This is a genomic window from Microbacterium sp. CFBP9023 (assembly GCF_034045055.1).
GTDB lineage: Bacteria > Actinomycetota > Actinomycetes > Actinomycetales > Microbacteriaceae > Microbacterium.
On record NZ_JAXCWI010000001.1, the window covers coordinates 743,366 to 768,954 of the forward strand.

Genomic DNA, 25,589 nt, shown 5'->3' on the forward strand with positions numbered 1-25,589 from the left:
GTCAGGCCTGCATCCTCATGATCTCGTTGAACGCCGAGACGCTGCGGTCACGCACGGCCACCACCAGGTCGAGCGTCACCGAGGCGCGCGTCGACGCGATCATCGCCTGATGGATGTCCTGCAGGTCTCCCGTGACCGCCTGCACGGCGAGCTCGTTCGACGTCGACTGCAGCTGCTGCAGGTTCTCCATCGCCCCCGAGAGCGTCGTGGCGAAGGCGTTTCCGGAGGCAGGAGCGCTGGTCGCGTCCGGGCCCGTCTCGAAGCTGAGCGCCGAGAGCGGCGCGACACCGGAGGCGCCGATGGCCTCGATGCCCGACATCAGTTGCGGCCGATCTGCAGCGCTGCCTCGTAGGTCGTCTTCGCCCGGTCGACGACAGCGGCGTTCGCCTCGTATCCGCGCTGGGCGAGGATCAGCATGCTCATCTGGTCGCCGAGCTCGACGTTCGGGTACTGCACGTAGCCGTCCTCGTTCGCGTAGGGGTGCTCGGGGTCGTACACGAGCTTCGCGTCGGCCTCGGATTCGACCACGCCGGCGACGTACACGCCGGGGCTGTCGGTGCCGGCCTGCACGGTCACGAACTTCTCCCGGAACGCCTCCTGGCCTGCGGGTGTCGCGGTGTTCACGTTGGCGATGTTGTCGCTGAGCGCGTCGAGCCACTTGCGGTGCGCGGTCAGGCCGGTGCCGGCGATGCCGATCGCGTCGAAGGTCATGCGGAGGCCTGCCCGATCGCCTTGGTGATCGAGGCCGCCTGACCGCCGATCGCCTGACTCGCGAACTGGAAACGCAGCACGGTGTCGATGTTCGAGAGCGTCTCGGTGTCGAGGTTGACGTTGTTGCCGTTCAGCCTGGTCGGCTCGAGCGACCGCTCGACCGTCGCGGCGACGCTTCCGGAGCCGCCCTGGACGGCAGAACGGAGTTCATCCTCGAACCGCACGCGCTGGGCCTGGTAGCCCGGCGTGTTAACGTTGGCGATGTTCTCGGCGATCGAGCGTTGGCGCAGGGCCAGCCCGTCGAGCGCGCTGATGAGCGCAGAGGACGTGACGGATTCGAGCACGGGGGCACTCCGGGATGTTGGTGGAGAGGCCGATCCCTGGCCAATCGTCGAGCGATCCGTGCTCTGTGCCGACTATCGCGACACCCGGGCATCCATGTAACCGCTGTGCTCAACCCTCGACGTCGAGATATGCCGGCACATTCTGGGTGGAGGTCGGCACGCGCCGCAGTGCGGCGATCTCGCGAGCCACATTGGCGCGCGATGTGACGAGTCCGCCGATCATGAGCTGCTGCCGCGCGAGCACGGCTTCGGCACGCTCGCGCAGCTCCTCGGGGACCGGGCCGTCCGGCGCCTCGAAGGACTGCTCGTCGAGGTGCTCGTCGGCGGCGTCGAGGGCGCGCTCGAACTGGTCGAGCACCGTCAGCCAGGCCGAGAGAGTATCGGGCACGGTCGCTCAGGCCAGGGCCGTGATGGGGGTCTGCGCGGTCGACGAGACCGCGGCAGCCGCCGCATGCCACGCTTCGCGGAGCGGCACGACGAGAGCTCGGCATTCTGCGGTGGCCGCGCGGTCTCGAGCGATGTTGGCGGTGATCAGGCGCCCCGTGAGGTAGGTGTACACGCCGTGCAGCTCTGCGGAGCCGTCCCACTCATCGGTGAGCGAGCCGTTGAGCTCGGCGACGATCTGCTGCGCGTGCACGAGGTGGTTCCCCGCAGCCGCCCAATCCCCCGCTTCCTGGCAGGCGTCCGCGCGCTCGATGTCGACCAGGAGGCGGTCGTAGAGCAACACGAGAAGGCGCTCAGGCGTGGCGGAGGCCACCTGCTGCTCCAGATACTGCTGCTTGGCCCGGTCGAGTGAGGTGAGTGCCATGAGTACGTGCTCCGATGCGATGCGATGTCACGAGGACGAGGTCAGGAATCCGACGGGGTGAGTCCGGCGAGCTGGCTGGTCAGCCACGACGATTGCGACTGCAGCTTCGAGAGCTGCACCTCGAGCTGCGCGTACGTGCGTTCGAGGGTGGCGCGGCGCTGTTCGAGCCGGATGTCCCAGCGCTCGACCTGGGTCTTGAGCGTCTTGACCTCGTCCTCCTGGCCGGTGATGCGCTTGGTCAGGAGGCCGTCGTACTTGTCGGAGTACTGGGTCGTCACGTCCTGCACCCGCGCCGAGACCGCCGAGAACAGCTCCTGCGTGCCCTCCGGGTCTTCTGCGAGAGCTGCGGCGAACTTCTCGGCGTCGAACGAGAGCACGCCCTTGTCGCTGACGGTGATGCCGATCGTCGAGGGCGAGATGCCGTCGATCGGATGCTGCACGGCGGTCGCCAGCGCGCCGCGGAGGTTTCGCACCGTGCTGTCGCCGGTGAAGACGCCGAGGGTCGTGGTCTCGCCGACCTCGCCGATGGTCGCCTTCGAGCCGTTGTCGATGCGCACCAGCAGCGCGGCGATCTCCTTGACGAACGCCTCCGCCGTCGAGCTCTGCTTCTTCGCATCGCGTGCGACGGTCACGGTGACGGGGTCGGCACTGGCCTTCGTGACGGTGACCTCGATGCCCTCTCCGACGGTGATGGTGTTGCTCGCGCTGTTCAGGGTCTGCTCGGCGTCGGTGCCGGCGAAGAGGCGGATGCGGGCATCCGCGCCCTGGGTGAGCAGTGCGGCGCCGGGGGCGGCACCGAGATCGACCGCGGTTCCGGCGGTGACCTCCGCCGCGGTTCCGCGGTGCAGGGTGAAGGCACCAGCCGCGCCCGTCTCGGCGGAGGTGAGCTGGATGCGCGAGAGCGGCTTGCCGTCGGCATCCGTTCCCGCGGGCACGACGGTCGCGCTCACGCCGGCCTTCGACGCGTTGATCGCCTTCGCGAGGTCCTGCGGACCGGTGCCCAGCGGAGTGACCTCGACGGCTTCGCCGTCGGATCCCACGAGGGTGAAGGTGCCGCCCCACGCTGTTCCTCCTGCGGCAGCGGTGACGACGGAGTGCGCTGTGGCGACGGCATCCACCACGATGGCGGTCGAGAATGCGGTCGCCTTGCTGCCGGCGGTGATCGTGACCGTCTCGGACGACGAGGACGCGGTGAAGGATGCCAGAGAGCTGGGTCCCGCGGCGGTCTTGGCCTTGTCGACGAGCTCCTGCAGCGTCTTGTTCAGCGACTGCAGGTTGGTGATGACCGAGTTGCGGTCGGTGATCTTGTTCGTGATGAGCGTCTTCGGGATCGCCGAGACGTCCATGAGCGCCTTGATGAGCTCTTCGGTCTTGAGCCCTGATACCAGTCCGTCGAGTTTCATCCCGGTCGTCTTCCGTGCGTTGCGGTCAAGGTGTCCTACAGGAAGGCGCCCGGGCGGAGGTGACTCCGCCCGGGCGCCCTGTGCGCCTCAGGCGCAGCGACTCAACGGAGAAGCTGCAGGACGCCCTGGCCCGACTGGTTCGCCTGAGCGAGCATGGCGGTGCCGGCCTGCTGCAGGATGTTCGAGGCGGTGTACTTGACCATCTCGGCGGCCATGTCGGTGTCCGCGATGCGGCTCTTCGCTGCGGCGAGGTTCTCGGCCGAGACCTGCAGCGAGTTGATCGTCGACTCGAAGCGGTTCTGCACCGCACCGAGACCCGCACGAGCGGTCGAGACGGCCGTGATCTCGTCATCGATCGCGCCGATCGAGGTGAGTGCGTTGGCCGCGGTGTCGACCGTCAGAGCGCCGATCGTGGCGCCCAGGCCCGAGAAGTCGGTCAGCGTGACGCCGATCTGGTCCTCGGCGGCCTCGGAGCCTGCGCCGACCTGGAACGTCAGGGTGTTCGCGCTGTCGAGCAGCTTGATCCCGTTGAAGTTCGTGCTGGCGGCGACGCGGGTGAGCTCCTCGCCCAGCGAGTCGATCTCGGTCTTGATGGCGTCGCGCGACTCGGTGTTGTTCGAGTCGTTGCCGGCCTGGACCGCGAGGTCGCGGACACGCTGCAGGATCGAGTGGACCTCGGTGAGCGCGCCTTCTGCGGTCTGGATGACCGAGATGCCGTCCTGAGCGTTGCGGGCTGCGACGTTCAGACCGTTGACCTGCGAACGCAGGCCCTCGGAGATGGCGAGGCCGGCGGCGTCATCGGCTGCACGGTTGATGCGCAGACCGCTCGAGAGCTTCTCGAGCGACTTCGAGACGTCGTTCTGGTTGACAGAGAGGTTGCGGTACGCGTTGAGTGCACCGACGTTGGTTGCGATCTGAAGACCCATGAGAATTCCTCCGTGGTTATGGGGCTGGACGCGGGCCCATCCGTGGGCCTGCACAACCGATATTCGCGACATCGACCGCCGGCGTAACCACGGATCCGGAAGATTCCACGGGTCGCGTCACACGGCGGCGAGGAGCTCGCTCGACCGGTCGCGGAACTCGGCGCGGACGGGCCCGAAGAGCGCCTCGAAGAACTCGGCCCTGGCCTTGGTCGATCGGTCACCCGTCGTGCCGTTCTCCCAGGCCTCCATGGCCTCGCGCATCAGTTCGAGACCACGCGAGCGCAGCTTCGACACATAGGCATGACTGACGGCGAGCTCTTCGGCGATGTCCTTCACCATGCGGTCTTCGAGATAGATGCCGCGCACGACCTGCTGCATCGCCGTGGGCAGAGCGTCGACCACTCGGTTCATCATCGCTCGCGTCTCGGACTGCTCGACGGCGTGCTCGGGGAGGATGACGCTGTCGGTGAGGTCGACCGCCTGTCGGCCGGTCTCGGCGTCGAAGTGCTCCTCGAAGCTGATCGCGGTGCGCACCATCTCGTCGAGCTTCATCATCTCCGAGACGACCTCGGCGGTGAGCCCCGACTCCCGCACGAGCTCCGCCGTGCTCGCGGCTCGGCCGGTGCGGGCGAGCACCGTCTCGGCGGCGACTCTCACGCGCTCGATCTTGTCGCGTCCTCGCTCGCCGGCGGGGTCGGCGCGACGCATCTCGGACAGCATCGCCCAGTTGATCTGGCTGCTCGCGAACGCACCGAAAGGAATGCCCCGCGCGGCGTCATACGACATGGCCGCGCGGGCGAGGCCCAGGCGGGCGGCGGAGAGAAGGTCGTCAAGATCGACGTGCGTCGCCGACCGCGCCTTCTCCACAGCCAGGAAGGTGGCGAGCGGCATGTTGTCGCGTGCGAGTTTCTCGGGCGAAGCGGGGGCTTCCGGGGGCTGAGTGGAATCAGCGGAAACAGCAGAACTACTCAGCAATGTGACTCCGTGGCTAGAACAACTGTTTTACGAGTGAAGCTAGCACGAACAACACGTTTATGAGCAGAAAACGCGGAACTCAATCCTCGAGTCGCTCGGTTCTCCGGATCCGGTTCGCGGATTATCCTCGTCGCCCGGCGGTCTGTGAAGCCCTTATCCCGTCGCAGCGAGAACCGGTCTCATGGGCACCCATCACGATCCGACCAGAAAGGCAGCCATGTTCTTCCATCGTCAGGAACTTCAGTTCACCGCCACCCCCGAAGCCCCGGATGCCGTCTACGCCCGAAAGCTCCAGGAGGTCCTGGGCGGCCAGTACGGCGAGATCACGGTCGCCATGCAGTACCAGTTCCAGGCGTGGAACATGCACATCCCCGGCAAGTACCGCGACCTGGTCTTCGGCATCGGTGCCGAAGAGATGGGTCACGTCGAGATGCTCGCGATCATGATCGCGCAGCTGCTCGAGAAGTCGCCGCTCGGAATCGCCGAGGATGCCGTCCAGGACGACCCGACGGTCGCCGCGATCATCGGAGGCACCGACGTCCAGCAGGGCATCGTCGCGGGCGCCGGAGCGCGACCCGTCGACAGCAACGGCAACCCGTGGCAGGGCTCGTACATCACATCGAGCGGGAATCTGCTCGCCGACTTCACCGCCAACGCGAACGCCGAGATGCAGGGCCGCGTGCAGGTCGCCCGGCTGTACCACATGACCGACGATCACGGAGTGCGCGATCTTCTGAGCTTCCTGCTCGCGAGGGACACCATGCACCAGAACCAGTGGCTCGCCGCCGTCGAGGAGCTCAAGGCCGAAGGCGCCGAGACCCTTCCCGTCCCGAGCAACTTCCCGCTGTCGAAGGAGCACCGCGACGTCTCGTACCAGTACTTGAACTTCAGCGACGGCCCCGCCGCCGCAGAGGGCAGCTGGGCGAGCGGACCCACTCCTGACGGCCACGGCGAGTTCAGCTATCACGAGGGTCCGACGACCACCGCGCCGATGCCTCCGCCCACGCACCCCGACTCGCGCTTCTACGGCACGACGGAGCTGCCCAACGTCGTCGAGAAGGTGGCGGGAGCGGTTCAGGACATGACGAACAAGGAGTGAGGCCACGACGTCCGGTCGGGGTCGGCGCTGGGGGCCGACCCGACCGGCGGGGAGCCGACGGATAACCCGATAAGCGAGTCGAAGGAGCGCACGACCATGACCACACTGCACCGACAGACGGAGGCACCGAGATGAAGGCGATGGCCTACCGCGGCCCGTACAAGGTGCGGGTCGAAGAGAAACCGGAGCCACGCATCCAGCACCCGAACGACGCGATCGTCCGGGTGACGAGGGCGGCCATCTGCGGTTCCGACCTGCACCTGTTCCACGGCATGATGCCGGACACGCGCATCGGTCACACCTTCGGGCATGAGATCGTCGGCGTCGTCGAAGAGGTGGGCTCCTCGGTCCAGACGCTGCAGCGCGGCGATCGGGTCATGGTTCCCTTCAACATCTACTGCGGCTCGTGCTTCTTCTGCAGTCGCGGGCTCTTCTCGAACTGCCACAACGTGAATCCGAACGCGACCGCGGTCGGCGGGATCTACGGCTACTCGCACAGCACGGGCGGATACGACGGCGGTCAGGCGGAGTTCGTGCGCGTCCCGTTCGCCGACGTGGGCCCGTCCGTCATCCCCGAATGGCTGAGTTCGGAGGACGCCCTCCTGCTGACCGACGCGTTCTCGACCGGGTACTTCGGTGCCCAGCTCGGCGAGATCGCTCCGCTCGACACGGTCGTCGTCTTCGGCGCGGGTCCAGTCGGCCTGGCGGCCGCGCGTTCGGCGTGGTTCCTCGGCGCGGGACGCGTGATCGTCGTCGACCACATCGATTACCGACTCGAGAAAGCGCGCACGTTCGCCCACGCCGAGACCATCCATCTCGCCGAGGCGCGAGATATCGTGCTCGCGCTGAAGAAGGCGACGGGCTATCTGGGGGCCGACGTCGTGATCGACGCCGTGGGCGCAGAAGCGGACGGCAGCGTCGTCCAGCACGTCACCGGCGCGAAGCTGAAGCTCCAAGGCGGGTCACCCGTCGCACTCAACTGGGCCATCGACTCCGTGCGCAAGGGCGGCACCGTCTCGGTCATCGGTGCCTACGGCCCGCTCACCTCGGCTGTACGCATGGGCGATGTCGTGAACAAGGGGCTCACCCTCCGCGCGAATCAGGCTCCGGTCAAGCGCCAGTGGCCACGGCTGCTCGAACACATCCGGGACGGCCATGTGCGCCCGTCGGAGCTTCTCACCCATCGGTTCCCGTTAGAGCACATCGCGGAGGCCTATCACGTGTTCTCCGCCAAGCTGGACGACTGCGTCAAACCGCTCGTGGTCGTCGGAGAGGAGTGATCATGCCTTACACGGCCGATCGTCCGGGCCTCGCGCCCTCCGCGGACGAGCTGCGCGAGCGGATCCCCGGGTGGGGCGCCGATCTCGACCCTGAGCACCGCAGAACCTGGGACCAGCGGGATGACCTTCCGGACACGGGGGCTCGGTGGACGTTCCCCGAGCGTCAGGACGAAGACCCCCGGCGCGAGAAGTCGATCGAGCATTCGATGCTCCCTCCCGTGTTCGGCACCGCCCAGCCGCTGCACGGGGTCTCCGGCGTGGTCCGTCGATTCGCGTACGACCGGTTCAGTGAGACGAAGAACACCCGGTGGCTGCTGCTCGTGCTCGGCGACCGGATCGATGCCGTCACCGCTCACGCCAGGTCCTTCCTCACGACCCGGCCGGACGATCCCGTGACCCTGACCGGTGTGACCTCCGAACCGCGCCACCGCCCGATCGCATCTCGATTCGGACGCGGACGCCGCGATCTGCGGCACGCCTGGCTCGACCCCATCATCGTCGCGGGGCCGTGGATCCTCACCGTCGCGGCGGCGGCGGCAGCGGTGCAGCGCGCCCGTCGATCGCGCTGAGCGCTGATGGCGCGGTGCCCGTCTTCAGTGGGCGCCGCGTCGTGCGGCTTCCGCGACCGCCGCCGCGATCCCGTCTCGCCAGGGGCCGCCGTGTCCGGGCAGCACGAGCTGAGCCGACGTCTCGGCGAGTGTGTCGAGCGAGGCGAGCGCCCGTGCGGTGTCGGCGGTCGCGGCGCGCGCGATGATCTGGGGACCTGCCTCGCCGGTGTAGGGGTCGAGGGTCACGAGCGCGTCGCCCGAGAGCAGGATCCCCTGGTCCTCGAAGAACACGGCGCAGTGCCCTGCCGTGTGACCGGGAGTCCAGAGCGCGGTCGGCGCACCGGGGGCGTCGACGGGCTGCCCGTGGTGGATCCGACCGAGGGCGTCGACGCCGCGCACGCCGAGCGCCCCGTGCGCCGCCATCCGAGCGATCACGGGGATGCCGCGCGGGTGCGAGAGCAGATACGGCACCCGCGGACTCGCGGGTCGATAGCTGTACGGATGCCGGGCGAGGCGCGCGTCCGCGGAATGCACGAGCACCGTCGCCCCGTGAGCGCGGATGCTCGAGGCGACTCCGACGTGATCGAAGTGCCCGTGGGTGAGGATGACCGCGTCGATGTCCGACTCGCGGGCGCCCAGGTGTTCGAGCAGCGCGTGCAGCGGTCGTCGACTGCCGGGCAGTCCGGCGTCGACGAGCGTGAGCCCATCGACTGTCTTGATCAGGTAGCAGTTCACCTCGGCGACCGATACGCAGAAGAAGCCGGGTGCCACCTCCGTGAAGGATCGAGTGCGATTCATGCGGCCACGCTACGAATCCCGACTCTTGTCGGAGACGGTCTTGACATCGCGCTGATCGAAGGAGCACTATCGGCGCGGCGACTCCGGCGGTCACCCCGATCGCGATCCCGGAGTCGGTTCCAGAATGCTGTCTGCAACCGCATCCGGCGCAGATCGCTGTACGACGTGATGTCTGCCGGGAATCGCGACGATGTCCGCGTCGCGGGCGCTCGACACGAGGCGATCGCACCACGCGGCACCGGCGATCGGGTCCTTCGCTCCGCGGAGGACGAGCAGCTGCATGGTGAGACTCCCAACCCGATCCTCGGTGGGATAACGCAGCATATGGGCAGCCTGTCGCAGATACCAGCGCGGGCCGCACCTCACGTAGTCGCTGAAGACGATGACGTTCGTGGCCGGGGTCTCCCCCAACGTGTCGACAGCCAGCGCACGCGCCTGTGCGCCGAGGCTGCGATGCGCGTCGTCGACGACCGGCCCGATCGCGACCACTCGGGCGATCCGCGCCGGATGGCGAACCGCGGTCTCGACTGCCCACTGGACTCCCATCGAGTGGCCGACGAGAACCACCGGGCGGCTGCTCACTGCGACCACCAGCTCTCCGATGGCGTCGGCCATCTCTTCGATCGTGATGTCGTGACCGGGCTTGGGGAGCCCCCCGAACCCCGGCAGGTCGAGGGACACGACGCGAACCGACCGAGCGAGCACGTGGTGCAGTCGCGCGAAGTAGCGGTGAGACATCCCGATGCCGTGGATCAGCACGATCGTCTCGGTCGCGTCGTCCGCCCGGCTCTCGATCACGCGGAACCGCATCCCGCGCACGGTCAGCGTGCGTTCGGATCCGAGTGGAGTATGACGGCTCACTCGACACCTTTCCCATGCGACACGACTGGCTGGCAGCGGACTATGAGAAGACACGATAATCGCAGCCCCTGACTCGGCGGGCCCTGCAGGGCATTGTGCACGTCTGGACGCCCCCGTGGCAGGCCTCGAGAGGGACCCTGTGGGGCCCGAGGCCGAAGGTATCGTGGCCGTCATGGATCGCGAGACAGCAATGGAGCACTCCGGATCACCATCACCCCAGATCACGGTGGTCGTGAACCGTCATCTGGATGTCGTGTCGACGACGCCTCTGGCGATGGCCCTGACGGCCGCGTTCACCGTCGGAAACAACCTCGCGCGGTCATTCTTCCTGAATCCCGAAGCAGCCGAGACGCTGGGGCGCTGGAGTGAGATCGCCGGACAGGTCGCCGGCCTGCTGCGCGCGAACCTCGTCGAATTCGGACAGGACCCCCGCTTCGCGCACCTGATCGGCGAGCTCGGGGCGCACAGCCAGGAATTCCGGGAGCAGTGGGCGCGGACCGAGCTCGATGAGTGCCCCGCCTCGCAGCTCATCGACGTGTTCCACCCGATGACAGGACGGCAGCAGTACGAGGCACGGATATCGGCGGATGGCAGCGACCACAGAGTGCTGCTGTGGACTCCCGCCGACGACTCTTCGGCGGCCGCAGTGCGCGAACTGTGGTCACGCACCCGACATGTGCCCGCTCAGCGGATCGACTCGGCGAGGTAGCGGATGGCCGCCGCGGCAGGCGAGCCCGGTGGATCCGCGAACAGCACGAGATAGGTGTCAGTACCGGGCACCTGGAAGTGCTGCCAGGTGACCGTCACCACTCCGAACGGCTCGATCCTGTGCTGGGTGGTGTCGAAGCTGAGATCCGCGACCTCGTGCCGTGCCCAGATCCCCGGAAAGTCGGCATCCTGAATAAGCAGGTTCGCGAGGAGTTCCCGAAAACGAGGATCGTTCGGATTGCTCCGCAGACGGAATGACGCCACAAGCCTTTCGGCCAGACTCCTCCATGTCTCACCGACCCGGTCCCGCGCGCCGGCACTGAAAGTCGCCAGGAGGAGATTCCGTCCCGGCTGCATCGAAGCCGGCTGGAGAGCCTGCGCGAGGGGGTTGGCAGCGAGTACGTCCTGGTTGCCGTCGACGACGACTGCGGGCACGTCCTGCAGTGTTTTCAGAAGCGCTGTGACGGACTCCGGGATCTTCTGGGAGGCAGGTGATCGCTCCATCGCAGACGGACTCCACCCACTGTTCAACCGCAGCAGATACGTCGTGGCGGCGTCGTCCAGCTTCAGCGCCTGGGCGAGCGCCAGCAGCACCTGCGCAGACGGCTGGTGGTCATGGCCGCGTTCGAGCCGCACGTAGTACTCCGGGCTGATCCTTGCGAGTGCCGCCACTTCTTCGCGGCGAAGCCCGACGACGCGTCGTCCCGGGGTACGGGGCAGGCCGACGTCCTCGGGTTGCAGCACATTGCGCCGAGCCCGCAGATACTCCGACACCGGCGTCCGCTGTTCGTTCATGCTCTCCCGCTGGTGTCATCCCGCACTCTCGCTCAAATAGTAGGACGCAGCACGCCCGCCGGATGGGGACCCTGGGAGGGACACCACAGGATCGGCCGCCGAACCTAGCGTCATAACCACCACCCCCGAAAGGAAATCATGTCGAACCTCACCATCGTCCTCGTCCACGGCGCATTCGCCGACGCCGCGAGCTTCGAGCCCGTCACTCGCGGTCTTCTCGATCTCGGCCATGAGGTCGTCGTCCCCGCCGTCCCTAACCGCAGTCTGCTCGGCGACTCGGCGTACATCCGCTCTGTCGTCGAGAAGATCGAGGGGCCCGTCCTCCTGGTCGGCCACTCGTACGGTGGCGCAGTGATCACGGTCGCCGGTGCTGCGGACAACGTCGTGGGGCTGGTCTACCTCTCGGGCTACGCACTCGAAGAAGGCGAGAGCCTCGGCCAGCTGCAGGGCGGGTTCCCCGACTCCGAGCTGGCCGCCAACCTCGTCTACACTCCGTTCCCGAGCCCCGGCGCTGAGGACGGCACGGACGTCTCGGTCAAGGTCGAGGCTTTCCCGCAGGTCTTCGCTGCCGGCATCGACCCCGCCATCTCCGAGGTCCTCGCCGTCGCACAGCGCCCCCTCGCAGCCCTTGCGTTCAGCGAGGCCGCACCGGTCGCTGCGTGGAAGACCAAGCCTGCCTTCGGCATCGTGTCCGCTGCCGACCACACCATCAACCCGGACGTCGAGCGCTTCGGCTACACCCGCGGCAACTTCCGTCGCGTCATCGAACTCGACGCACCGCACCTCGTGATGCGCGCCCTCCCCCAGGACGTCATCCAGTTCATCGTCGAGGCGGCTGCCGAGGTCGTCTGACCTCTCGAGGGCGGAGACGCCGTCCGGCGCTCTCCGCCCTCGAATGGTGCGACACCGCGCCCCACGGTCCTAGAATCGGGGCGACCCGCGCGTGCCGCGTTCGACACCTGCAGGAGGCGTCCGCCCGTTCAATCGGGTGGAATGAGTGGGACCAACGAAAGAAGGCGATCATGGCTGTGATCTCCCGCGGCTTCGGCGCCCGGCGACGCGAGTCGGATGACCGGCTCCCCCCGGGTCAGTACCTCACCGAGGACTTCCCGGTGCTCTCGGCCGGACCGACACCCCGAGTCGCGACCGACACCTGGGAGTTCGCGGTCGTCGGGCTCGACGGCATTCGCCGCACCTGGTCGTGGGATGAGCTGCAGGCGCTCCCGATCGATACGATCACCACCGACATCCACTGCGTGACGCGGTGGTCGAAGCTGGGCACGCAGTGGCGCGGAGTCTCGCTCGATCATCTGCTGCAGGATGCCGGAGACGGCGACTTCACCCGGGTCTTCTCCTACGGCGGGTACACGACGAATGTTCCCCGCGCCGACCTGACCGGCGGCAAGGCGTGGATCGCATTCGAGTTCGAGGGCGAGCCGCTCGCCGCAGAGCACGGCGGCCCCGCCCGGCTCCTCGTCCCCCACCTCTACTTCTGGAAATCCGCGAAGTGGGTCCACGGCCTGGATCTTCTCGAGAACGACGAACCGGGGTTCTGGGAGCAGAACGGATACAACATGTACGGCGATCCGTGGAAAGAGGAGCGTTACTGGTGACCTCGTCGTCGCTGTGGTTTGTCGCCAGTGTCATCGAGGTCAGACGAGCCACACCCCATGGCCGCGTGCTCTCCCTCCGGGTCGAGGGGTGGCCGGGGAATCTCGCCGGACAGCACGTCGATGTGCGTTTGACCGCTGAGGACGGCTATCAGGCCGTGCGGTCGTACTCGCTCGCATCGTCCGGAGAGGGTGACGTGCTCGAGCTGGCCGTCGACGAGGTGCCGGATGGCGAGGTCTCTCCGTATCTCGTCGAGGACGTCCGGCCCGGCGACGAGCTGGAGGTCCGCGGTCCGATCGGCGCCTACTTCGTGTGGACCCCAGCCCAGCCCGAGCCCGTTCAGCTCATCGCCGGCGGTTCAGGGATAGTGCCGCTCCTCGCGATGGCCCGGGAGCATGCGCGCTCGGCCAGCTCCGCACCGATGCGGCTCCTGTACGCGGTGCGTTCCGCGGACGACGCTTTCTACGCGGCCGAACTGGGCGATCTCGCCGACGACGCCTTCAGCGTCGACTGGGCGTACAGCCGCTCGGCACCGGTCGGCTTCGCTCGCCCCGCGGGCAGGGTGGATGCCGCGACGCTCGAGGCCTCGACCATCCCCGCCGCCCAGCGCCCCTCGGTATACGTCTGCGGGCCGACCAACTTCGTCGAGGCGGTCGCCGATCTGCTCGTCGCGGCGGGGCATCCGCCCGACCGCATCCGTACCGAGCGTTTCGGAGGTGCCTGATGGACGCTGCCCACCCCGGCCATCGCACGAGAGTCGACGGCAACGCCGCTGGCGGGATCCTGATCGAAGTGTTCGGCAGGGACATGACCGGTGCTCGGGCCACCTGCACGCGCTGCGATCGCAAGGCCGTGCTCGGCGACGCCGTCGCAGAACTGGATCCGGCCGGCGTGATCCTCTTGTGTCGCGGATGCGGACACACCCTGCTGACCTGTCTTCAGATCGACGGGCGGTACTCGCTCGATGTCGGGGCTCTGTCCCGCCTGGAGTGGGCCTCCGACGGCGACTAGCTCGCTCGTCGGCGACCGGCGCTCAGACGGGGCCCGAGTCGCATTCGGCGTCGAACACCTCACGGACGTCGTCAGGCTCGAATGCCGTGGTCGCCGTCGGCACAAGCGCCAGAGCACGAGCCCGGATCCCCTCAGCTGCGCCATCATCGTCCTCGATCTGCGGCGACAACTCCGCGTGCGCCACCGCGATCGGCAGCATGGCACCGAGCGTCACCCGCACACTCGACCGACCGCCCGCGGGGCCGACGACGGGGATCTCCACGACATCCGAGCGCCGCTCCTCCGCCAACGCCTTCCAGTACTCCAGCACCGCGTCTGCGGTCGCGTCACCCGTCAGGTAGGTGCCGACCTGGGTGATGAGGGACTTCATGATCACTCCCGGAACTCTCGACGGTTGCATTTCCGCTACCGGGTCCGGGGCAGCGATTTCACGCTAGGCCCGATCGTGTGCGAGGTCGACCCCCCTTGCGCTTTCAGGATTCAGGTGATTCAAGCCTGATGTCCCGCCGCACGATGCGTTCAGCCACCTCGCTCAGACGCAGGCCGCGATCACGGGCGAAGGTGCGCATGAGCGTGAAGGCATCGGGGATCGGCACTCCCGCCGTGAACGAGACCACACCCTTGGCCTGCTCGATCATCACCCGGCTGTTCAGTGCGGTCTGCAGTTGCGACGACAGCGATTCCTGCTCTCGGAGGCTGCGCTCGTGCAGGATCCCGATCGTTGCCACATCGGCGAACGCTCGCGCCGCGGAGAGGTCTTCCGCGGGCGGCGACCCGGTGTCGGATCGGAGAAGGTTGAGGGTGCCGATCGTCGTGTTCCGCAGCCGCATCGGTATCGCCTCGATGGCCGCGAAGCCGTTCTCCAGCGCCGCCTGGCGGAACATCGGCCACTTCCCTGAACCGGCGGCTATGTCGGGAACCGACACCGCCGTCCCTGTCACGAAGCACTCGATGCAGGGCCCTGCCTCCGCACCGAGTTGGATCACCTCGACGAGTTCCGTCGCCTCGCTCGTGGATGCGACGAGTTCGAGATCACCCGCGGGGTCGGCGAGAAGGATGCCGGCGTCACTCGCGTCCAGCAGCTCCTGGCACGCATCCACGAGTGTCTGCAGCAGGTCCACGACGTCGTAGTCGTCGACCATCGTGTCCGCGAGCGTGGCGAAGAGCTCCAGCAACCGAGCTTCGCGCGTGGGCGCGGTCATGACCCCGCCTCGATTCCGCCTGACGTGCGCGAGAAGCGGAGAGAACCGTCCACCACCGCCTGCGCGACCTCCATGACGCGCTGCCCGGTCGAGAATGCCCGCGCCTGAAGCATGAGCAGCGCGTCGTCCGGACCGATGTCGAGTTGCGCGAGAACGATGCCGGTCGCCTGGTGCACGGTTCGTCGAGAGTAGATGCCCGTCTGCGCGTCGTTGTCCGCGAAGTCCGACAGCGCGTCCCTCAGCACATGCCGGCTCACCACATCCGCCATGGCGCGCGCCTGCGTGCACTCGCTCGGAGTGAGCGCCACGGGTGCTGTCGAGTAGAGGTCGACCGCCCCCATCTTGATCTCGCCGACCGACAGCGGGAAGGCGAACATCGACGCGACCTCCGCGTCGTCCTCCACAGCCGAGGCGAAGGCGGGCCACCGAGAGACGCCGCGGTGCCGGAAGTCGGGCTCGAGGACAGCGGCAGAGGTGCGCATGGCCTCCCAGCACGGGCCTTCGCCGAGGTCGAACTGGAGCTCATCCAGGCGTGCCGCCACGTCGTCGGTCGCGGAGATCGTCTCGCTCCCGAGCACGTCCCCTACGGTCGAGACCGCGGCACCCGTGACCGGGAACCGATCGATGAAGAAACCACTGAGCGCGTCCAGCTGACGACCGGAGCGCTCCAGATCGTTCAGCGCATCGTCGAATGACTCACTCATAGTGCTCTTCACGATACCGCCAGCCGACGGGCGGCGCGATGGAGGCACCTATGAAGTCCGAGAGTTGCACAACAACCGTTCGGTGACAAGCCCCGCGCCTGTTTCTCCCCGCGCGTCTAGCTTCTCCTCTCATGAAGACGGCACACCGGCAGCGACGGCAGCGCGATCCGTACAACAGGCGTGAGGTCCTGGCCGGATACCTGTTCATCTCGCCATGGATCCTGGGATTCCTGATCTTCACGGCGGGTGCGATGGCGTACAGCCTCTACATCTCGTTCAGCAACTACAACCTCGCCACCAACTCGGCGCGTCCGATCGGCATCGCCAACTACGCCGAGCTCTTCGACGACCCTCGGGTGGGGCTCTCGCTCGCCAACACGCTGTTCTACGTCGTGATGGCCGTGCCTCTCGAGATCATCTTCGCGCTCGTCCTCGCACTCTTGCTCAATCGGGTGGGCCGCGGCGCCGGCTTCTTCCGCGTGCTCTACTACCTGCCCAAGATGACCCCCGCCGTCGCCACGGCCGCCGTCTTCTTCCTCCTGCTCAACGGCAACTCGGGGGCGATCAACCAGTTCCTCCGCGTGTTCGGCATCTCGGGGCCGCAGTGGCTGGTCGACCCGGCATGGGTCAAACCGAGCATCGTCATCATGACGCTCTGGACGGTCGCCGGAACGATGGTGATCTTCCTCGCCGCGCTCAAGAACGTGCCGACCGAACTCTACGAGGTGGCGTCGCTCGACGGCGCGGGGCCCATCCGCCGGTTCTTCTCGATCACTCTGCCGATGATCTCGGGAGCGATGTTCTTCAACGTCATCGTCCTCTCGATCGCGGCCTTCCAGATCTTCGACCAGGCCTATCTGCTGTTCTGGCGAGATCAGAGCAACGCCTCCCCCGAGGCGTCGCTGTTCTATGCCATCTACCTGTTCCAGCAGGCCTTCCGCCAGTTCGACTTCGGCTTCGCGGCCGCGATGGCCTGGCTGCTGTTCGTGATCATCATGCTGATCACGCTCATCCAGGTGAAGGTCGGCAACCGCTTCGTCTACTACGAGGGAGACCGCTGATGTCGACGACGATCCGACCTGTCCCGCTCACCCCGCCTCCCGGACCGGAACCCCGCACCGACACGGTCTCCGTCACGACCCCGGGGCAGCCGCGCAGACGTCGACGCCTCGCTCGACCGAAGAGTCTGGTCGCACGCATCCTGCTCACGATCGTTCTGATCGGCTTCGGCCTGCTGTTCCTCTACCCCTTCGTCTGGTTGATCGCCGCGAGCCTGAAGCCCCGGGGAGAGGTGTTCGACAACAGTCTCTTCCCGCGCACCTTCGTTCCCGAGAACTACATCGAGGTGTGGAATCAGCTGCCGTTGCTGAGCTGGGTGTGGAACAGCGTCGCCATCGCCCTGCTCGCTGCGGGCACCGTCGCCATCTCGAGCTCGATCGTGGCCTTCGGGTTCGCCTACTTCCGATTCCCGGGCCGCAAGCTGCTGTTCGGACTGGTGCTGGCGACGATGATGCTGCCGGGAGCGGTGACGATGATCCCGGTCTACCTCATCTGGAAGCAGACCGGCATGCTCGGCACCTGGGTTCCGCTGTGGGGTATGAACCTGTTCGGCTCCGCCTTCTACATCTTCCTGCAGCGCCAGTTCTTCCTCGGACTTCCCCGAGAGCTGTTCGAGGCCGCGCGACTCGACGGAGCGAGCGCCTGGGGCCTGTTCTGGCGCATCGCGATGCCGCTCTCGATCCCGTCGTTCGTGATCGTGTTCCTCTTCGAGTTCCAGGCCAGCTGGAACAACCTGCAGGCTTCGCTGATCTACCTCAACGCCGGGTCCGTCGACGAGTTCACCGCGCCTCTCGGCATCGCCTACGCGATGACGAAGTACAGCCCGACGGCCGGTGGTCACGGCGACTACCAATACGTGATGGTGGCATCGCTCATCGTGACCCTGCCGATGCTGCTGCTCTTCGCCTTCGGCCAGCGGTATTTCATCGAGGGCGTCGCGACGCAGGGGCGCAAGGGCTGATCCCTATCTCGCAGGGCGGGTATCCGCCCCCACATGAATGGAGAACGACATGAAGACACGAATCCTCGGAGCCGCCGCCGCCGTGACGGCATCCGCTCTGCTGCTCAGCGGGTGCGGTGGGGGAAGCGGCGAGAGCGCCGCAGAGTCGGTCGACTTCGGCGCGGACGCCACCGGAACCCTGAAGGCCTGGGGTTTCGAGAACGCCGATGATGTCGGCACCTCGCGCATGGACCATGCCGCCGAGCAGCTCTCGGATGTCGAGGTCGACCTCGACGCCACGGCGTTCGACGCGCAGAAGTTCACCACCCGCATCGCGAGCGGCGATGTGCCCGATGTCGTGCAGATGGACCGACGCTACGTCACGACGTATGCGGCACAGGATCTGATCATGCCGTTGGACGCGTGCTTCGAGGCGCACGACGTCTCGCCGCGCGATCACTGGTATCCCTTCGTCGTCGACGATGTGACGTACGAGGACGGCGTGTGGGCCGTGCCGCAGTTCTACCAGCCGCCGGCGATCCTGCTGAACAAGGCGGTGCTCGCCGAGGCCGGTGTCTCGGCTGAGGAGTTCGACACGTCGAAGCCGGATGCCCTGATGGGAGCGATCGAGAAGATCTACCAGGAGTCGGGAGGAGTGCCGACCCGCCTGGGCTTCGACCCGGTCGCGACCGGCCAGGGCGGGCTCTGGGTGCTGGCGATGGGCGGGCAGCTCAACGATGAAGAAGGGGCTCCCACGCTCGACGATCCGAGCAACGTCGCCGGGCTGGAGATGCTGAAGGAGATCACGGACGCCCAGGGCGGATTCGCGTCGGTGAAGAGCTTCACCGACTCCTTCGACACCTTCGGCGACAACAACCAGTACGTGGCGGGACAGGTCGGCGGGCAGGTCAACGCCCAGTGGTACCCCAACGTGCTCTCCCCGTATGTCGACCAGCTCGAGCTCGAAGCGGTCCCGTTCCGCTCATCGGACGGCGAGCCTTTCTCGGTCGCGTCAGGCACGGCGTTCGTGATCCCGGTCGGTGCGGAGAACCCCGCAGCTGCCTGCGCATGGATGGTGGAACTCACCTCCGACGAGGCCTGGAACGCGGCCGGCGAGGCGCGCGCCGAGGTCCGCGAGCAGGACGGCGGCATCAACACCGGCCTCTTCACCGGGTCGCCGGCATCTGACCAGGAGATCCGCGATCAGTGGGTCACCGAGAGCGGCAACGCCGAATTCGATCAGGTGATCTCGACCTACTACGACGTCGTCGAGTACGGAGAGTCGTTCGGCTCGTCGCCCGCCGGTCAGGAGATCCAGAACGAGCTCAACAACGCCATCACTGCGGCGCTGCTCGGCGACAAGTCCATCGAGGATGCCCTGGCTGACGCTCAGGACGCGGCGATGCGCGCATACGAGAAGACGGCCAGCTGATCGCCAGGCCCGGTGGATGAGAAGACCCGACGATGAGGAGAACGGCATGACCGACCACGCACACACACCCCGTAGGGCGATCGTCACGGCCGGCGATTCGGGAATCGGCCGCGCCACGGCGGTGGCGCTCGCCACCGCCGGGATGGACGTGGCGATCACGTGGCATTCCGATCAGGCGGGCGCCGAGCAGACCGCCGAAGAGGTGCGCACCCACGGAGCGCGGGCGATCACGGGGCAGCTCGACGTCGCCGACATCCCCGCGTGCGGCGACGTGATCGACGGCCTGATCGCGGAACTGGGCGGCCTCGACGTCTTCGTGAACAACGCGGGGACCGGGACGTCGACTCCGTTCCTCGACCTCTCGTTGGATGACTGGAAGCACGTCATCGACACCGACCTCACCGGCGCCTTCGTCTGCCTGCAGCGCGCCGCGCGCGCGATGGTCGCGGCGGGCAACGGCGGCCGCCTGATCGCCGTGACCAGCGTGCATGCGCATCAGCCGATGGTCGGTTCGAGCGCGTACGACGCCGCGAAGCACGGACTCGATGGACTGATGAAGAACCTCGCCCTCGAGCTGGGCTCGGCGGGGATCAGCGCGGTCAGCGTCGCCCCCGGCGAGATCGCGACCCCGATGACCGGGCAGACGGATGTGGATCCGCACACGCAGGACCGCCCCGGCATCCCGCTGGGACGCCCGGGGGACGCACGCGAGGTCGCCGCGCTGATCGCCTTCCTCGCGTCGCCGCCGGCCGCCTACATCTCCGGAGCATCGGTGGTGATCGACGGAGGGATGCTGCAGATGGGGCCGCAGGCCGGCGCGAGCATCGAGTCGCACGAGTGGCGCAAGGCCTGAGCCCCACGCGCGGCTAGATCTCCTCAGTGCTCTCGAGGATCCACGGGGGCTCCGTCTCGGTCACGACGGTGGAGCGCGACGACGCGATGCGATCGCGCATCTCCTGCACGGGCTCCCCGTTGTCCGGCTCCTCGAGCTGGGAGTTGGTCGACTCGACCATGAGCTCAGTGCTCGGCGTGAGCAGGAAGGACGCGTCGACGATGTTCCCGTCCGGGCTGACGACCCGCAGCGTCACCGTGTCGGCGCTCCCCTCACTCGCCAGCACCCGGGCGTAGTCCATCAGCGTGTCCGCCGCGTCATCACCCACGAGAACCGACTTCTCGGCATACTTCACGTGCTTCATCATCCGCTCCTGTCGATCGGTTTCGTGCCAGGAAACCCTTCCGACTTCGCTGCAGACAGGGGCTTGACGATCGACGCGAGAAGGTCCTCGCTACTCGGACTCGACGCTGCTCACGTGATGCGGCACGCCGACCGGCTTCGACTCGCTCGAGCCGCGCTGCCGCAGATAGATCGAGAAGGCGACCATCGCGCCGACGGCCAGGAACTCCGATTGCCAGTTCTGCAGCGTGCGGTTCCAGAACTCCGCCGAGACGACATAGTCGATCCAGGTCTCCGGTGGCAGGCCGTGCTGCGCGTTCTGCTCGTTGGCGACGACCTGCCCGGCGAGCGACTGGGCGAGCCACGAGAGCACGAAGATCGTTCCCATCGCGAGCAGAAGCGAGTTGGAGTAGATCCACCCGCGCACTCCGTGCACCTTCGCCCAACGCGGAGAGTCGACATGCGCGTGCTCTCCGACGAGCTGATCGGCGTCCGACCCCACTCCCTCGTCGCCCGGCTTCTTGGACTCAGGTGATCCTCGCTGGATGAACCAGATGGTCGCGAGGATGAAGAGGAAGAACTGCAGGAACTCCGACTGCCAGTTCTCCGCCACATCGACGAGGAAGTCGGAGGATGTGACGAATTCCAGATACGGAGTGGGCGGCTGACCGTGCTGAGCCAGCTCCTGGTTGTTGTAGGCCTGTCCCGCGATCGACTGCCCAATCAGGCTGAGCGCGAAGATCGCGAGGAAGACGAGGCTGAGTCCCCCGTCTCTGACGAAGCGACGCATCTCGTTCACCTCCCCGTCAGAGGCAGGGCGATCATGGTCGCCAGCCCGACCACGATGATGAGCGTCCATGACCAGAAGGCCATTCGCATCGATGCGCGACCGATGGTTCGATCCGACATGACTGTCTCCTCTCTCTGTGCCACGTCAGCCACTGAACGCTTCGAGCGCCGGTCGGGGCGCTCGTCCTCGAGGCTGCCGTGGCTGCGGCCCCCGCGACTGCAGTGGTGGAATCCCTCTGGTGACGGGATGTCCGGCGTCGAGCGTCACCTGCTCGTCGTAGTGAGTGATGGTGAGCGGGTCGCCCGAGGCGAGCCGATAGGTGGCCTCCGCCTGGCGGACATCGACACGCAGGACGCAGCCGTGGATGCGCACCCCGAACTCGAGCCCGTCGATCTCGGACGGAAGACGCGGGCAGAACCGCAGACCGCTGTCGCTGTCGCGCATCCCGCCGAAGCCCGCGGTGATGGCCGTCCAGACCCCCGCGAGAGCGGCGACATGAAGCCCCTGACCGGTGTTGCCATGAAGGTCGTCGAGATCGAGAGTCGCGACCTCGGCGAGATAGTCGAGCGCGAGATCCAGGTGACCGACCTCTGCGGCGACCACGGCCTGCGCCGCCGCCGACAGCGACGAGTCCCGCACGGTGATCGCCTCGTAATACTCGAACGCACGCTCCTTCTGCTCCGCGGTGAACGACTCATGCGAGAAGAACAGGGCGAGCACCAGATCGGCCTGCTTCACGACCTGCTTGCGGTAGAGGTCGAAGTACGGGAAGTGGTCGTGCAGCAGGTATTCGTCCGGCGCCGTCGACTCGAAGTTCCACCGTTCGAGGTCGGTGTAGCCGCCGGACTGCGGGTGCACGCCCCGTTCGTCATCGAAGGGCACCGTCATCGCCGCGGCAGCGAGTTCCCACCTCGCGATCTCGTCGTCTACGACCTCGAGCTCCGACGCGACCTCCGGATGCCGTCGGGCAGCGGCCGCCGCCCCTCGAAGGTTCTTCTGAGCCGCCAGGTTCGTGAAGACGTTGTCGTTCGCGATGGCCGAGTACTCGTCCGGCCCCGTGACGCCGTCGATGTGGAAGCCGCCGTGCGGGTCCCACCGACCGAGCGAGGCCCAGAGGCGAGCGGTCTCGACCAGGATCTCGAGGCCGGCCTCCCGTTCGAAGTCGACATCGCCCGTCGCCCGCACGTAGTGCAGAACCGCTCCGGCCACATCGGCGTTGATGTGGAACGCGGCCGTGCTGGCAGGCCAGTACCCCGACGACTCTCTGCCGTCGATGGTTCGCCACGGCAATGCGGCACCCTGCAGATGCAGTTGCGCCGCCCTGTCACGAGCGCGGTCGAGCACGGAATGTCGCCATCGCAGCGCCTGTTCGGCGGCGTGCGGGAGGGTCGAGGTGAGGACGGGGAGCACGAACGCCTCGAAGTCCCAGAAGGTGTGCCCCTCGTATCCGGAGCCGGTCAGCCCCTTGCCCGGAACGGATCGCAATTCCATGCGGGTGGAGGCCTGGAACACCTGGAAGAGCGCGAAGCGCACGGCCTGCTGCAGCCGTGCCGGTCCGTCGACCCGCACGTCGGCGCACTCCCAGAAGTCGTCCAGCCGTGCCCGTTGATCGGCGACCAGTGCGTCCCATCCGGCCCGCAGCGCGTCGCCGACCGCCGTCTCGGCCCGGTCCCGCAGGGCGGCGGTCGAGAGGTCGGACGAGAACTCATGACCGACGAGCTTGACGATCTCGAGCGTCTCTCCGGCAGCCAGGGATGCGCGCACCGTGGTACGCGCACGGTCGCCCGTCGCATCGACATCCGTCTCGACGCTCGGCTCGTTCCGGGGAGAACCGCTCACGCGATGGTCCATCGCGACAGCGGTCGTGAGCCCGCTCATCCTCGTGCGGTGCACGAGGGTGGCGGCACCCGCGTCGGCGGCCGAGGCCACCCCCTCGAGCGGCTCGCTCAGCAGCTCCTGCACCCGGGGGTCGTCGTGCGTGATCGGCAGCGGCTCGTTCGCCAGCAGTTCGGAGATGACGGTGACGTCCGCCGGACCGCCGAGCGCCTGCACACGGTAGTGCACCGCTGCGATGGAGCGGTGCGCGAAGGAGACGATCCTCGTCGACCGGATCCGCACCCGCTGGCCGGTCGGACTGGTCCACTCGACCTCGCGTTCGAGAGTTCCCGCGCGGAAGTCGAGACGACGGGTGTGCGACGTGAGCGATCCACGACGGACGTCGAACGGCTCGTCCCCGACGATCAGCCGGATGAGCTGGCCGTTGGCCGCGTTGATGACGCTCTGCCCGCACTCGGGGTAGCCGTATCCCTCTTCGGCATACGGCATCGGGTGCTCTTCGAAGAGGCCGTTCAGATAGCTTCCCGCGACGCCGCGCGGGTCGCCTTCGTCGAGGTTCCCCCGCCAGCCCACATGACCGTTCGAGAGGCCGAAGACGGACTCCTCATGGGCGAGGTTCTCGACGTCGATGCCGTCGGCACCGATGCTCCACTCGTCGATATCGAATCTCGGCCGCGTCCTGCTCATGGGCTCCTCTTCCGTCGACAGTGCTTCTGGAAGAGAAAGTAGTCAGGATCGAGGAACGTGGGGAGCGGGTTGATTCCCGCTCCCCGTGCGGGTAAGACGGTCAGAGCTCGACGGGCGGCGCCGGCTCCGAATCCGCTGCCTCGGGGTGACGAGCGAGGTTCACGACGGCGGCGATGAGGCCGCCCCAGATCGTGACCATCGCGATGATCATCATGACGATCGCTGTCGTGGTCATGCGCCCGCTCCCTTCTCCGTCGCGTGCGGTTCCGAGGTCGCGATCAGCGGGATCGACGAGGTCTCGGCATCCGGTTCGTAGTCTTCCTCGGTGAGGAACTCGTCGTACTCGGGATCATCCTTGGCGTGGGAGCGACCGCTCCATGGCAGCGCCGACAGCAGCAGTGCGATCACGACGAGTGCGATGACCATGCCCCACCCGAAGACGGCGAGGAACCATCCCGGATAGCCGCCGTACGGCTCGGAGATCTTCGAGATCAGCTCGGTGACGAGCAGGTACCCGAGCACGAGGGGCGCGAGCGCGCCGACGAGCAGCATCCACACTCGCCCGACCCGGAAGCTCGACCGACGATCGAGGTGGTCGACGAGTGCCGGCAGCTTGTGCAGCAGCCATGCGACCACGATCACCGCGACCAGGGCGACGGCCATGATGCCGAAGGCATTGACGAAGGCGTCAGCGGTATCGAGCACCGACAGCGCGGTGGTCGTCGAGAACAGTGCCAACGAGACGATCGCGAGCGGGATGGACACCGTGAGGGTCGTGCGGATGCGCGCCCAGCCCAGCTTGTCCTGCAGCGCCGCGACGATCACCTCGAGGATCGAGATGAGCGAGGTCACCCCCGCGAAGACCAGCGCTCCGAAGAAGAGGACGCCGATGATCGAGCCGCCCGCCGCCTGAGAGACGATCGTGGGGAAGGCGATGAAGGCCAGGCCGATACCCGACGACGCGACACCGGCCACCTCGGTCCCCTGCGCCTGCGCCATGAAGCCGAGGGCCGCGAACACGCCGATTCCCGCGAGGATCTCGAAGCCGGAGTTCGCGAACGCCACGACCAGACCGGAACCGGTGAGGTCGGTCTTGCGCTTCAGGTACGACGAGTAGGTCACCATGATGCCGAAGGCCACCGACAGCGAGAAGAAGATGTGGCCGTAGGCGGATGCCCAGACGGCCGGGTCGCCCAGCGCTTCCCAGTTGGGGGTGAAGAACGCGTTCAGCCCGTCCATGGCGCCCGGCAGGAACAGCGACTGCACCACGAGGATCGCGAACATCACCGTGAGCAGAGGCATCAGGATCATGTTCGCCCGGCCGATTCCGCGCTTCACACCCAGCGCCATGATGACGATGACGATCAGCCAGACCGCCACGAGCGGGAGGCCGACCTGCGGCACGAAGTCCGTCGAGATGCCCACCTCGGCGACATCGGCCGAGCGGAGGAAGTCGATGAAGAAGAAGTCGTTCTCGTTGCCCGGCCCCCAGGTCAGCTGCGCCGAGAACCAGGTGTACATCGCAGCCCACGCGATGATCACCGCGTAGTAGACCGCGATCACCACGCAGATGAGCACCTGCCACCAGCCGAGCGGCTCGGCCCTGCGGTGCATCCGTCGGAAGGCCAACGGCGCGGACCCGCGGAATCGGTGGCCGATCGCGTAGTCGAAGAAGAGGAGCGGGATTCCGGCAGTGAGAAGCGCACACAGATACGGGATGAGGAACGCCCCGCCTCCGCCCTCGTACGCCACGTAGGGGAATCTCCAGATGTTCCCCAGCCCGACGGCAGAGCCGATCGCAGAGAGGATGAAGACGTTGCGCGAGCCGAAGGCCTCGCGTTTCGGGGTCTGCGTCGTTGCGGTGGCCATGCGCATGAGGTTACCGGA

At 67.1% G+C, this 25,589-nt stretch carries 31 protein-coding genes; 12 read left to right on the forward strand and 19 right to left on the reverse strand.

Going from position 1 to position 25,589, the window contains the following annotated elements; translation table 11 throughout:
- Position 1 precedes the first annotated feature (1 nt).
- The 8 genes from fliE to SOM10_RS03660 form a co-directional block, all read right to left on the reverse strand.
- On the reverse strand, positions 2 to 319 hold the full coding sequence (gene fliE / locus SOM10_RS03625) for a flagellar hook-basal body complex protein FliE (protein WP_056278838.1): 318 nt from the start codon (positions 317 to 319) through the stop codon (positions 2 to 4).
- The gene (gene flgC, locus SOM10_RS03630) at positions 319 to 711 is read right to left on the reverse strand and encodes a flagellar basal body rod protein FlgC (protein ID WP_053096340.1); all 393 of its coding nucleotides are present in this window, start codon (positions 709 to 711) and stop codon (positions 319 to 321) included. The genes fliE and flgC overlap by 1 nt, the downstream gene beginning before the upstream one ends.
- Positions 708 to 1,055, reverse strand: coding sequence for a flagellar basal body rod protein FlgB (gene flgB, locus SOM10_RS03635; protein ID WP_053096341.1), 348 nt, complete (start codon positions 1,053 to 1,055; stop codon positions 708 to 710). Before flgB ends, flgC begins: the two co-directional genes overlap by 4 nt.
- A 109-nt stretch (positions 1,056 to 1,164) precedes the next feature.
- Positions 1,165 to 1,443 (reverse strand): hypothetical protein, encoded by a 279-nt coding sequence (locus SOM10_RS03640; protein ID WP_056278839.1) that lies wholly within the window; start codon positions 1,441 to 1,443, stop codon positions 1,165 to 1,167.
- Between the two features lie 6 nt (positions 1,444 to 1,449).
- On the reverse strand, positions 1,450 to 1,863 hold the full coding sequence (gene fliS / locus SOM10_RS03645; RefSeq protein ID WP_053096343.1) for a flagellar export chaperone FliS: 414 nt from the start codon (positions 1,861 to 1,863) through the stop codon (positions 1,450 to 1,452).
- Between the two features lie 41 nt (positions 1,864 to 1,904).
- A complete protein-coding gene (gene fliD / locus SOM10_RS03650; RefSeq protein WP_053096344.1) occupies positions 1,905 to 3,266 on the reverse strand; it encodes a flagellar filament capping protein FliD in 1,362 nt (453 codons plus the stop codon).
- 101 nt (positions 3,267 to 3,367) lie between these two features.
- Entirely contained in the window at positions 3,368 to 4,192 is an 825-nt protein-coding gene (locus SOM10_RS03655; protein WP_053096345.1) for a flagellin, read from the reverse strand.
- A 117-nt stretch (positions 4,193 to 4,309) separates the two neighbouring features.
- On the reverse strand, positions 4,310 to 5,167 hold the full coding sequence (locus SOM10_RS03660; RefSeq protein WP_320488439.1) for a sigma-70 family RNA polymerase sigma factor: 858 nt from the start codon (positions 5,165 to 5,167) through the stop codon (positions 4,310 to 4,312).
- A 217-nt stretch (positions 5,168 to 5,384) separates the two neighbouring features.
- On the opposite strand from SOM10_RS03660, the gene SOM10_RS03665 reads away from it, so the two are divergent.
- The 3 genes from SOM10_RS03665 to SOM10_RS03675 all read left to right on the forward strand — a co-directional run bounded on the left by SOM10_RS03665 (position 5,385) and on the right by SOM10_RS03675 (position 8,115).
- Complete coding sequence (locus SOM10_RS03665) at positions 5,385 to 6,266, forward strand: manganese catalase family protein (RefSeq protein WP_320488440.1); 882 nt, start codon at positions 5,385 to 5,387, stop codon at positions 6,264 to 6,266.
- Between the two features lie 131 nt (positions 6,267 to 6,397).
- On the forward strand, positions 6,398 to 7,546 hold the full coding sequence (locus tag SOM10_RS03670) for a zinc-dependent alcohol dehydrogenase (protein WP_320488441.1): 1,149 nt from the start codon (positions 6,398 to 6,400) through the stop codon (positions 7,544 to 7,546).
- A 2-nt stretch (positions 7,547 to 7,548) separates the two neighbouring features.
- Positions 7,549 to 8,115, forward strand: coding sequence for a hypothetical protein (locus SOM10_RS03675; RefSeq protein WP_320488442.1), 567 nt, complete (start codon positions 7,549 to 7,551; stop codon positions 8,113 to 8,115).
- A gap of 24 nt (positions 8,116 to 8,139) precedes the next feature.
- Here the strand turns inward: SOM10_RS03675 and SOM10_RS03680 are convergent, their stop codons facing one another.
- Positions 8,140 to 8,892 carry an MBL fold metallo-hydrolase gene (locus SOM10_RS03680; protein WP_320488443.1) on the reverse strand — a complete coding sequence of 251 codons (753 nt, stop codon included), beginning with the start codon at positions 8,890 to 8,892 and terminating at the stop codon, positions 8,140 to 8,142.
- A gap of 90 nt (positions 8,893 to 8,982) precedes the next feature.
- Positions 8,983 to 9,702, reverse strand: coding sequence for an alpha/beta hydrolase (locus SOM10_RS03685; RefSeq protein WP_320488444.1), 720 nt, complete (start codon positions 9,700 to 9,702; stop codon positions 8,983 to 8,985).
- 223 nt (positions 9,703 to 9,925) lie between these two features.
- Between SOM10_RS03685 and SOM10_RS03690 the strand changes: the two genes are divergently transcribed.
- On the forward strand, positions 9,926 to 10,462 hold the full coding sequence (locus SOM10_RS03690; protein WP_320488445.1) for a hypothetical protein: 537 nt from the start codon (positions 9,926 to 9,928) through the stop codon (positions 10,460 to 10,462).
- On the opposite strand, the gene SOM10_RS03695 is transcribed toward SOM10_RS03690, so the two are convergent.
- The gene (locus tag SOM10_RS03695; protein WP_320488446.1) at positions 10,438 to 11,256 is read right to left on the reverse strand and encodes a helix-turn-helix domain-containing protein; all 819 of its coding nucleotides are present in this window, start codon (positions 11,254 to 11,256) and stop codon (positions 10,438 to 10,440) included. The two genes, SOM10_RS03690 and SOM10_RS03695, sit on opposite strands and share 25 nt — an antisense overlap.
- A 138-nt stretch (positions 11,257 to 11,394) precedes the next feature.
- Here SOM10_RS03695 and SOM10_RS03700 point away from each other — a divergent pair, with 138 nt between their 5' ends.
- The 4 genes from SOM10_RS03700 (at position 11,395) to SOM10_RS03715 (ending at position 13,878) form a co-directional block, all read left to right on the forward strand.
- The gene (locus tag SOM10_RS03700; RefSeq protein WP_320488447.1) at positions 11,395 to 12,108 is read left to right on the forward strand and encodes an alpha/beta hydrolase; all 714 of its coding nucleotides are present in this window, start codon (positions 11,395 to 11,397) and stop codon (positions 12,106 to 12,108) included.
- Positions 12,109 to 12,278: 170 nt separating this feature from the next.
- Positions 12,279 to 12,869: a sulfite oxidase-like oxidoreductase gene (locus tag SOM10_RS03705; RefSeq protein WP_053096353.1), complete on the forward strand. Its 591-nt coding sequence runs from the start codon at positions 12,279 to 12,281 to the stop codon at positions 12,867 to 12,869.
- On the forward strand, positions 12,866 to 13,591 hold the full coding sequence (locus tag SOM10_RS03710; RefSeq protein WP_320488449.1) for a ferredoxin reductase: 726 nt from the start codon (positions 12,866 to 12,868) through the stop codon (positions 13,589 to 13,591). The genes SOM10_RS03705 and SOM10_RS03710 overlap by 4 nt, the downstream gene beginning before the upstream one ends.
- Positions 13,591 to 13,878 carry a DUF6510 family protein gene (locus SOM10_RS03715; protein ID WP_320488450.1) on the forward strand — a complete coding sequence of 96 codons (288 nt, stop codon included), beginning with the start codon at positions 13,591 to 13,593 and terminating at the stop codon, positions 13,876 to 13,878. The genes SOM10_RS03710 and SOM10_RS03715 overlap by 1 nt, the downstream gene beginning before the upstream one ends.
- Positions 13,879 to 13,900: 22 nt before the next feature.
- Here SOM10_RS03715 and SOM10_RS03720 read toward each other — a convergent pair whose 3' ends face one another.
- From SOM10_RS03720 to SOM10_RS03730, 3 genes are all read right to left on the reverse strand, one after another.
- On the reverse strand, positions 13,901 to 14,248 hold the full coding sequence (locus tag SOM10_RS03720; protein WP_072591346.1) for a hypothetical protein: 348 nt from the start codon (positions 14,246 to 14,248) through the stop codon (positions 13,901 to 13,903).
- A gap of 103 nt (positions 14,249 to 14,351) precedes the next feature.
- Positions 14,352 to 15,080, reverse strand: coding sequence for a GAF and ANTAR domain-containing protein (locus tag SOM10_RS03725; RefSeq protein WP_320488451.1), 729 nt, complete (start codon positions 15,078 to 15,080; stop codon positions 14,352 to 14,354).
- Positions 15,077 to 15,784, reverse strand: coding sequence for a GAF and ANTAR domain-containing protein (locus SOM10_RS03730; protein ID WP_320488452.1), 708 nt, complete (start codon positions 15,782 to 15,784; stop codon positions 15,077 to 15,079). Before SOM10_RS03730 ends, SOM10_RS03725 begins: the two co-directional genes overlap by 4 nt.
- A 131-nt stretch (positions 15,785 to 15,915) precedes the next feature.
- Between SOM10_RS03730 and SOM10_RS03735 the strand changes: the two genes are divergently transcribed.
- Genes SOM10_RS03735 through SOM10_RS03750 form a run of 4 tightly spaced genes read left to right on the forward strand, consistent with a single transcriptional unit; the run spans position 15,916 to position 20,068 of the window.
- Positions 15,916 to 16,845 carry a sugar ABC transporter permease gene (locus SOM10_RS03735; RefSeq protein WP_320488453.1) on the forward strand — a complete coding sequence of 310 codons (930 nt, stop codon included), beginning with the start codon at positions 15,916 to 15,918 and terminating at the stop codon, positions 16,843 to 16,845.
- Positions 16,845 to 17,804, forward strand: a complete 960-nt coding sequence (locus SOM10_RS03740) for a carbohydrate ABC transporter permease (protein WP_295101371.1) — start codon at positions 16,845 to 16,847, stop codon at positions 17,802 to 17,804. The genes SOM10_RS03735 and SOM10_RS03740 overlap by 1 nt, the downstream gene beginning before the upstream one ends.
- Before the next feature lie 49 nt (positions 17,805 to 17,853).
- Positions 17,854 to 19,215 carry an ABC transporter substrate-binding protein gene (locus SOM10_RS03745; RefSeq protein ID WP_320488454.1) on the forward strand — a complete coding sequence of 454 codons (1,362 nt, stop codon included), beginning with the start codon at positions 17,854 to 17,856 and terminating at the stop codon, positions 19,213 to 19,215.
- Positions 19,216 to 19,261: 46 nt separating this feature from the next.
- Positions 19,262 to 20,068, forward strand: a complete 807-nt coding sequence (locus tag SOM10_RS03750; protein WP_320488455.1) for an SDR family oxidoreductase — start codon at positions 19,262 to 19,264, stop codon at positions 20,066 to 20,068.
- Positions 20,069 to 20,081: 13 nt separating this feature from the next.
- Here SOM10_RS03750 and SOM10_RS03755 read toward each other — a convergent pair whose 3' ends face one another.
- The 5 genes from SOM10_RS03755 to SOM10_RS03775 all read right to left on the reverse strand — a co-directional run bounded on the left by SOM10_RS03755 (position 20,082) and on the right by SOM10_RS03775 (position 25,571).
- Positions 20,082 to 20,411, reverse strand: coding sequence for a hypothetical protein (locus SOM10_RS03755; protein WP_320488456.1), 330 nt, complete (start codon positions 20,409 to 20,411; stop codon positions 20,082 to 20,084).
- Between the two features lie 90 nt (positions 20,412 to 20,501).
- A complete protein-coding gene (locus SOM10_RS03760; protein ID WP_320488457.1) occupies positions 20,502 to 21,179 on the reverse strand; it encodes a DUF6766 family protein in 678 nt (225 codons plus the stop codon).
- Between the two features lie 144 nt (positions 21,180 to 21,323).
- Positions 21,324 to 23,702 (reverse strand): glycoside hydrolase family 65 protein, encoded by a 2,379-nt coding sequence (locus SOM10_RS03765; RefSeq protein ID WP_320488458.1) that lies wholly within the window; start codon positions 23,700 to 23,702, stop codon positions 21,324 to 21,326.
- A 100-nt stretch (positions 23,703 to 23,802) separates the two neighbouring features.
- The gene (locus SOM10_RS03770) at positions 23,803 to 23,937 is read right to left on the reverse strand and encodes a methionine/alanine import family NSS transporter small subunit (protein ID WP_082297825.1); all 135 of its coding nucleotides are present in this window, start codon (positions 23,935 to 23,937) and stop codon (positions 23,803 to 23,805) included.
- Positions 23,934 to 25,571 carry a sodium-dependent transporter gene (locus tag SOM10_RS03775; RefSeq protein WP_053099140.1) on the reverse strand — a complete coding sequence of 546 codons (1,638 nt, stop codon included), beginning with the start codon at positions 25,569 to 25,571 and terminating at the stop codon, positions 23,934 to 23,936. The genes SOM10_RS03770 and SOM10_RS03775 overlap by 4 nt, the downstream gene beginning before the upstream one ends.
- Positions 25,572 to 25,589: the final 18 nt, after the last annotated feature.

What these genes read in the sequence shown, in the direction of transcription:
- fliE (WP_056278838.1), bottom strand. Translation starts at nt 319, where the DNA reads ATGTCGGGCATCGAGGCCATCGGCGCCTCCGGTGTCGCGCCGCTCTCG.
- flgC (WP_053096340.1), bottom strand. Translation starts at nt 711, where the DNA reads ATGACCTTCGACGCGATCGGCATCGCCGGCACCGGCCTGACCGCGCAC.
- fliS (WP_053096343.1), bottom strand. Translation starts at nt 1,863, where the DNA reads ATGGCACTCACCTCACTCGACCGGGCCAAGCAGCAGTATCTGGAGCAG.
- fliD (WP_053096344.1), bottom strand. Translation starts at nt 3,266, where the DNA reads ATGAAACTCGACGGACTGGTATCAGGGCTCAAGACCGAAGAGCTCATC.
- SOM10_RS03655 (WP_053096345.1), bottom strand. Translation starts at nt 4,192, where the DNA reads ATGGGTCTTCAGATCGCAACCAACGTCGGTGCACTCAACGCGTACCGC.
- SOM10_RS03665 (WP_320488440.1), top strand. Translation starts at nt 5,385, where the DNA reads ATGTTCTTCCATCGTCAGGAACTTCAGTTCACCGCCACCCCCGAAGCC.
- SOM10_RS03670 (WP_320488441.1), top strand. Translation starts at nt 6,398, where the DNA reads ATGAAGGCGATGGCCTACCGCGGCCCGTACAAGGTGCGGGTCGAAGAG.
- SOM10_RS03675 (WP_320488442.1), top strand. Translation starts at nt 7,549, where the DNA reads ATGCCTTACACGGCCGATCGTCCGGGCCTCGCGCCCTCCGCGGACGAG.
- SOM10_RS03680 (WP_320488443.1), bottom strand. Translation starts at nt 8,892, where the DNA reads ATGAATCGCACTCGATCCTTCACGGAGGTGGCACCCGGCTTCTTCTGC.
- SOM10_RS03685 (WP_320488444.1), bottom strand. Translation starts at nt 9,702, where the DNA reads ATGCGGTTCCGCGTGATCGAGAGCCGGGCGGACGACGCGACCGAGACG.
- SOM10_RS03690 (WP_320488445.1), top strand. Translation starts at nt 9,926, where the DNA reads ATGGATCGCGAGACAGCAATGGAGCACTCCGGATCACCATCACCCCAG.
- SOM10_RS03695 (WP_320488446.1), bottom strand. Translation starts at nt 11,256, where the DNA reads ATGAACGAACAGCGGACGCCGGTGTCGGAGTATCTGCGGGCTCGGCGC.
- SOM10_RS03700 (WP_320488447.1), top strand. Translation starts at nt 11,395, where the DNA reads ATGTCGAACCTCACCATCGTCCTCGTCCACGGCGCATTCGCCGACGCC.
- SOM10_RS03705 (WP_053096353.1), top strand. Translation starts at nt 12,279, where the DNA reads ATGGCTGTGATCTCCCGCGGCTTCGGCGCCCGGCGACGCGAGTCGGAT.
- SOM10_RS03715 (WP_320488450.1), top strand. Translation starts at nt 13,591, where the DNA reads ATGGACGCTGCCCACCCCGGCCATCGCACGAGAGTCGACGGCAACGCC.
- SOM10_RS03720 (WP_072591346.1), bottom strand. Translation starts at nt 14,248, where the DNA reads ATGAAGTCCCTCATCACCCAGGTCGGCACCTACCTGACGGGTGACGCG.
- SOM10_RS03725 (WP_320488451.1), bottom strand. Translation starts at nt 15,080, where the DNA reads ATGACCGCGCCCACGCGCGAAGCTCGGTTGCTGGAGCTCTTCGCCACG.
- SOM10_RS03730 (WP_320488452.1), bottom strand. Translation starts at nt 15,784, where the DNA reads ATGAGTGAGTCATTCGACGATGCGCTGAACGATCTGGAGCGCTCCGGT.
- SOM10_RS03735 (WP_320488453.1), top strand. Translation starts at nt 15,916, where the DNA reads ATGAAGACGGCACACCGGCAGCGACGGCAGCGCGATCCGTACAACAGG.
- SOM10_RS03740 (WP_295101371.1), top strand. Translation starts at nt 16,845, where the DNA reads ATGTCGACGACGATCCGACCTGTCCCGCTCACCCCGCCTCCCGGACCG.
- SOM10_RS03745 (WP_320488454.1), top strand. Translation starts at nt 17,854, where the DNA reads ATGAAGACACGAATCCTCGGAGCCGCCGCCGCCGTGACGGCATCCGCT.
- SOM10_RS03750 (WP_320488455.1), top strand. Translation starts at nt 19,262, where the DNA reads ATGACCGACCACGCACACACACCCCGTAGGGCGATCGTCACGGCCGGC.
- SOM10_RS03755 (WP_320488456.1), bottom strand. Translation starts at nt 20,411, where the DNA reads ATGAAGCACGTGAAGTATGCCGAGAAGTCGGTTCTCGTGGGTGATGAC.
- SOM10_RS03760 (WP_320488457.1), bottom strand. Translation starts at nt 21,179, where the DNA reads ATGCGTCGCTTCGTCAGAGACGGGGGACTCAGCCTCGTCTTCCTCGCG.
- SOM10_RS03765 (WP_320488458.1), bottom strand. Translation starts at nt 23,702, where the DNA reads ATGAGCAGGACGCGGCCGAGATTCGATATCGACGAGTGGAGCATCGGT.
- SOM10_RS03770 (WP_082297825.1), bottom strand. Translation starts at nt 23,937, where the DNA reads ATGACCACGACAGCGATCGTCATGATGATCATCGCGATGGTCACGATC.
- SOM10_RS03775 (WP_053099140.1), bottom strand. Translation starts at nt 25,571, where the DNA reads ATGGCCACCGCAACGACGCAGACCCCGAAACGCGAGGCCTTCGGCTCG.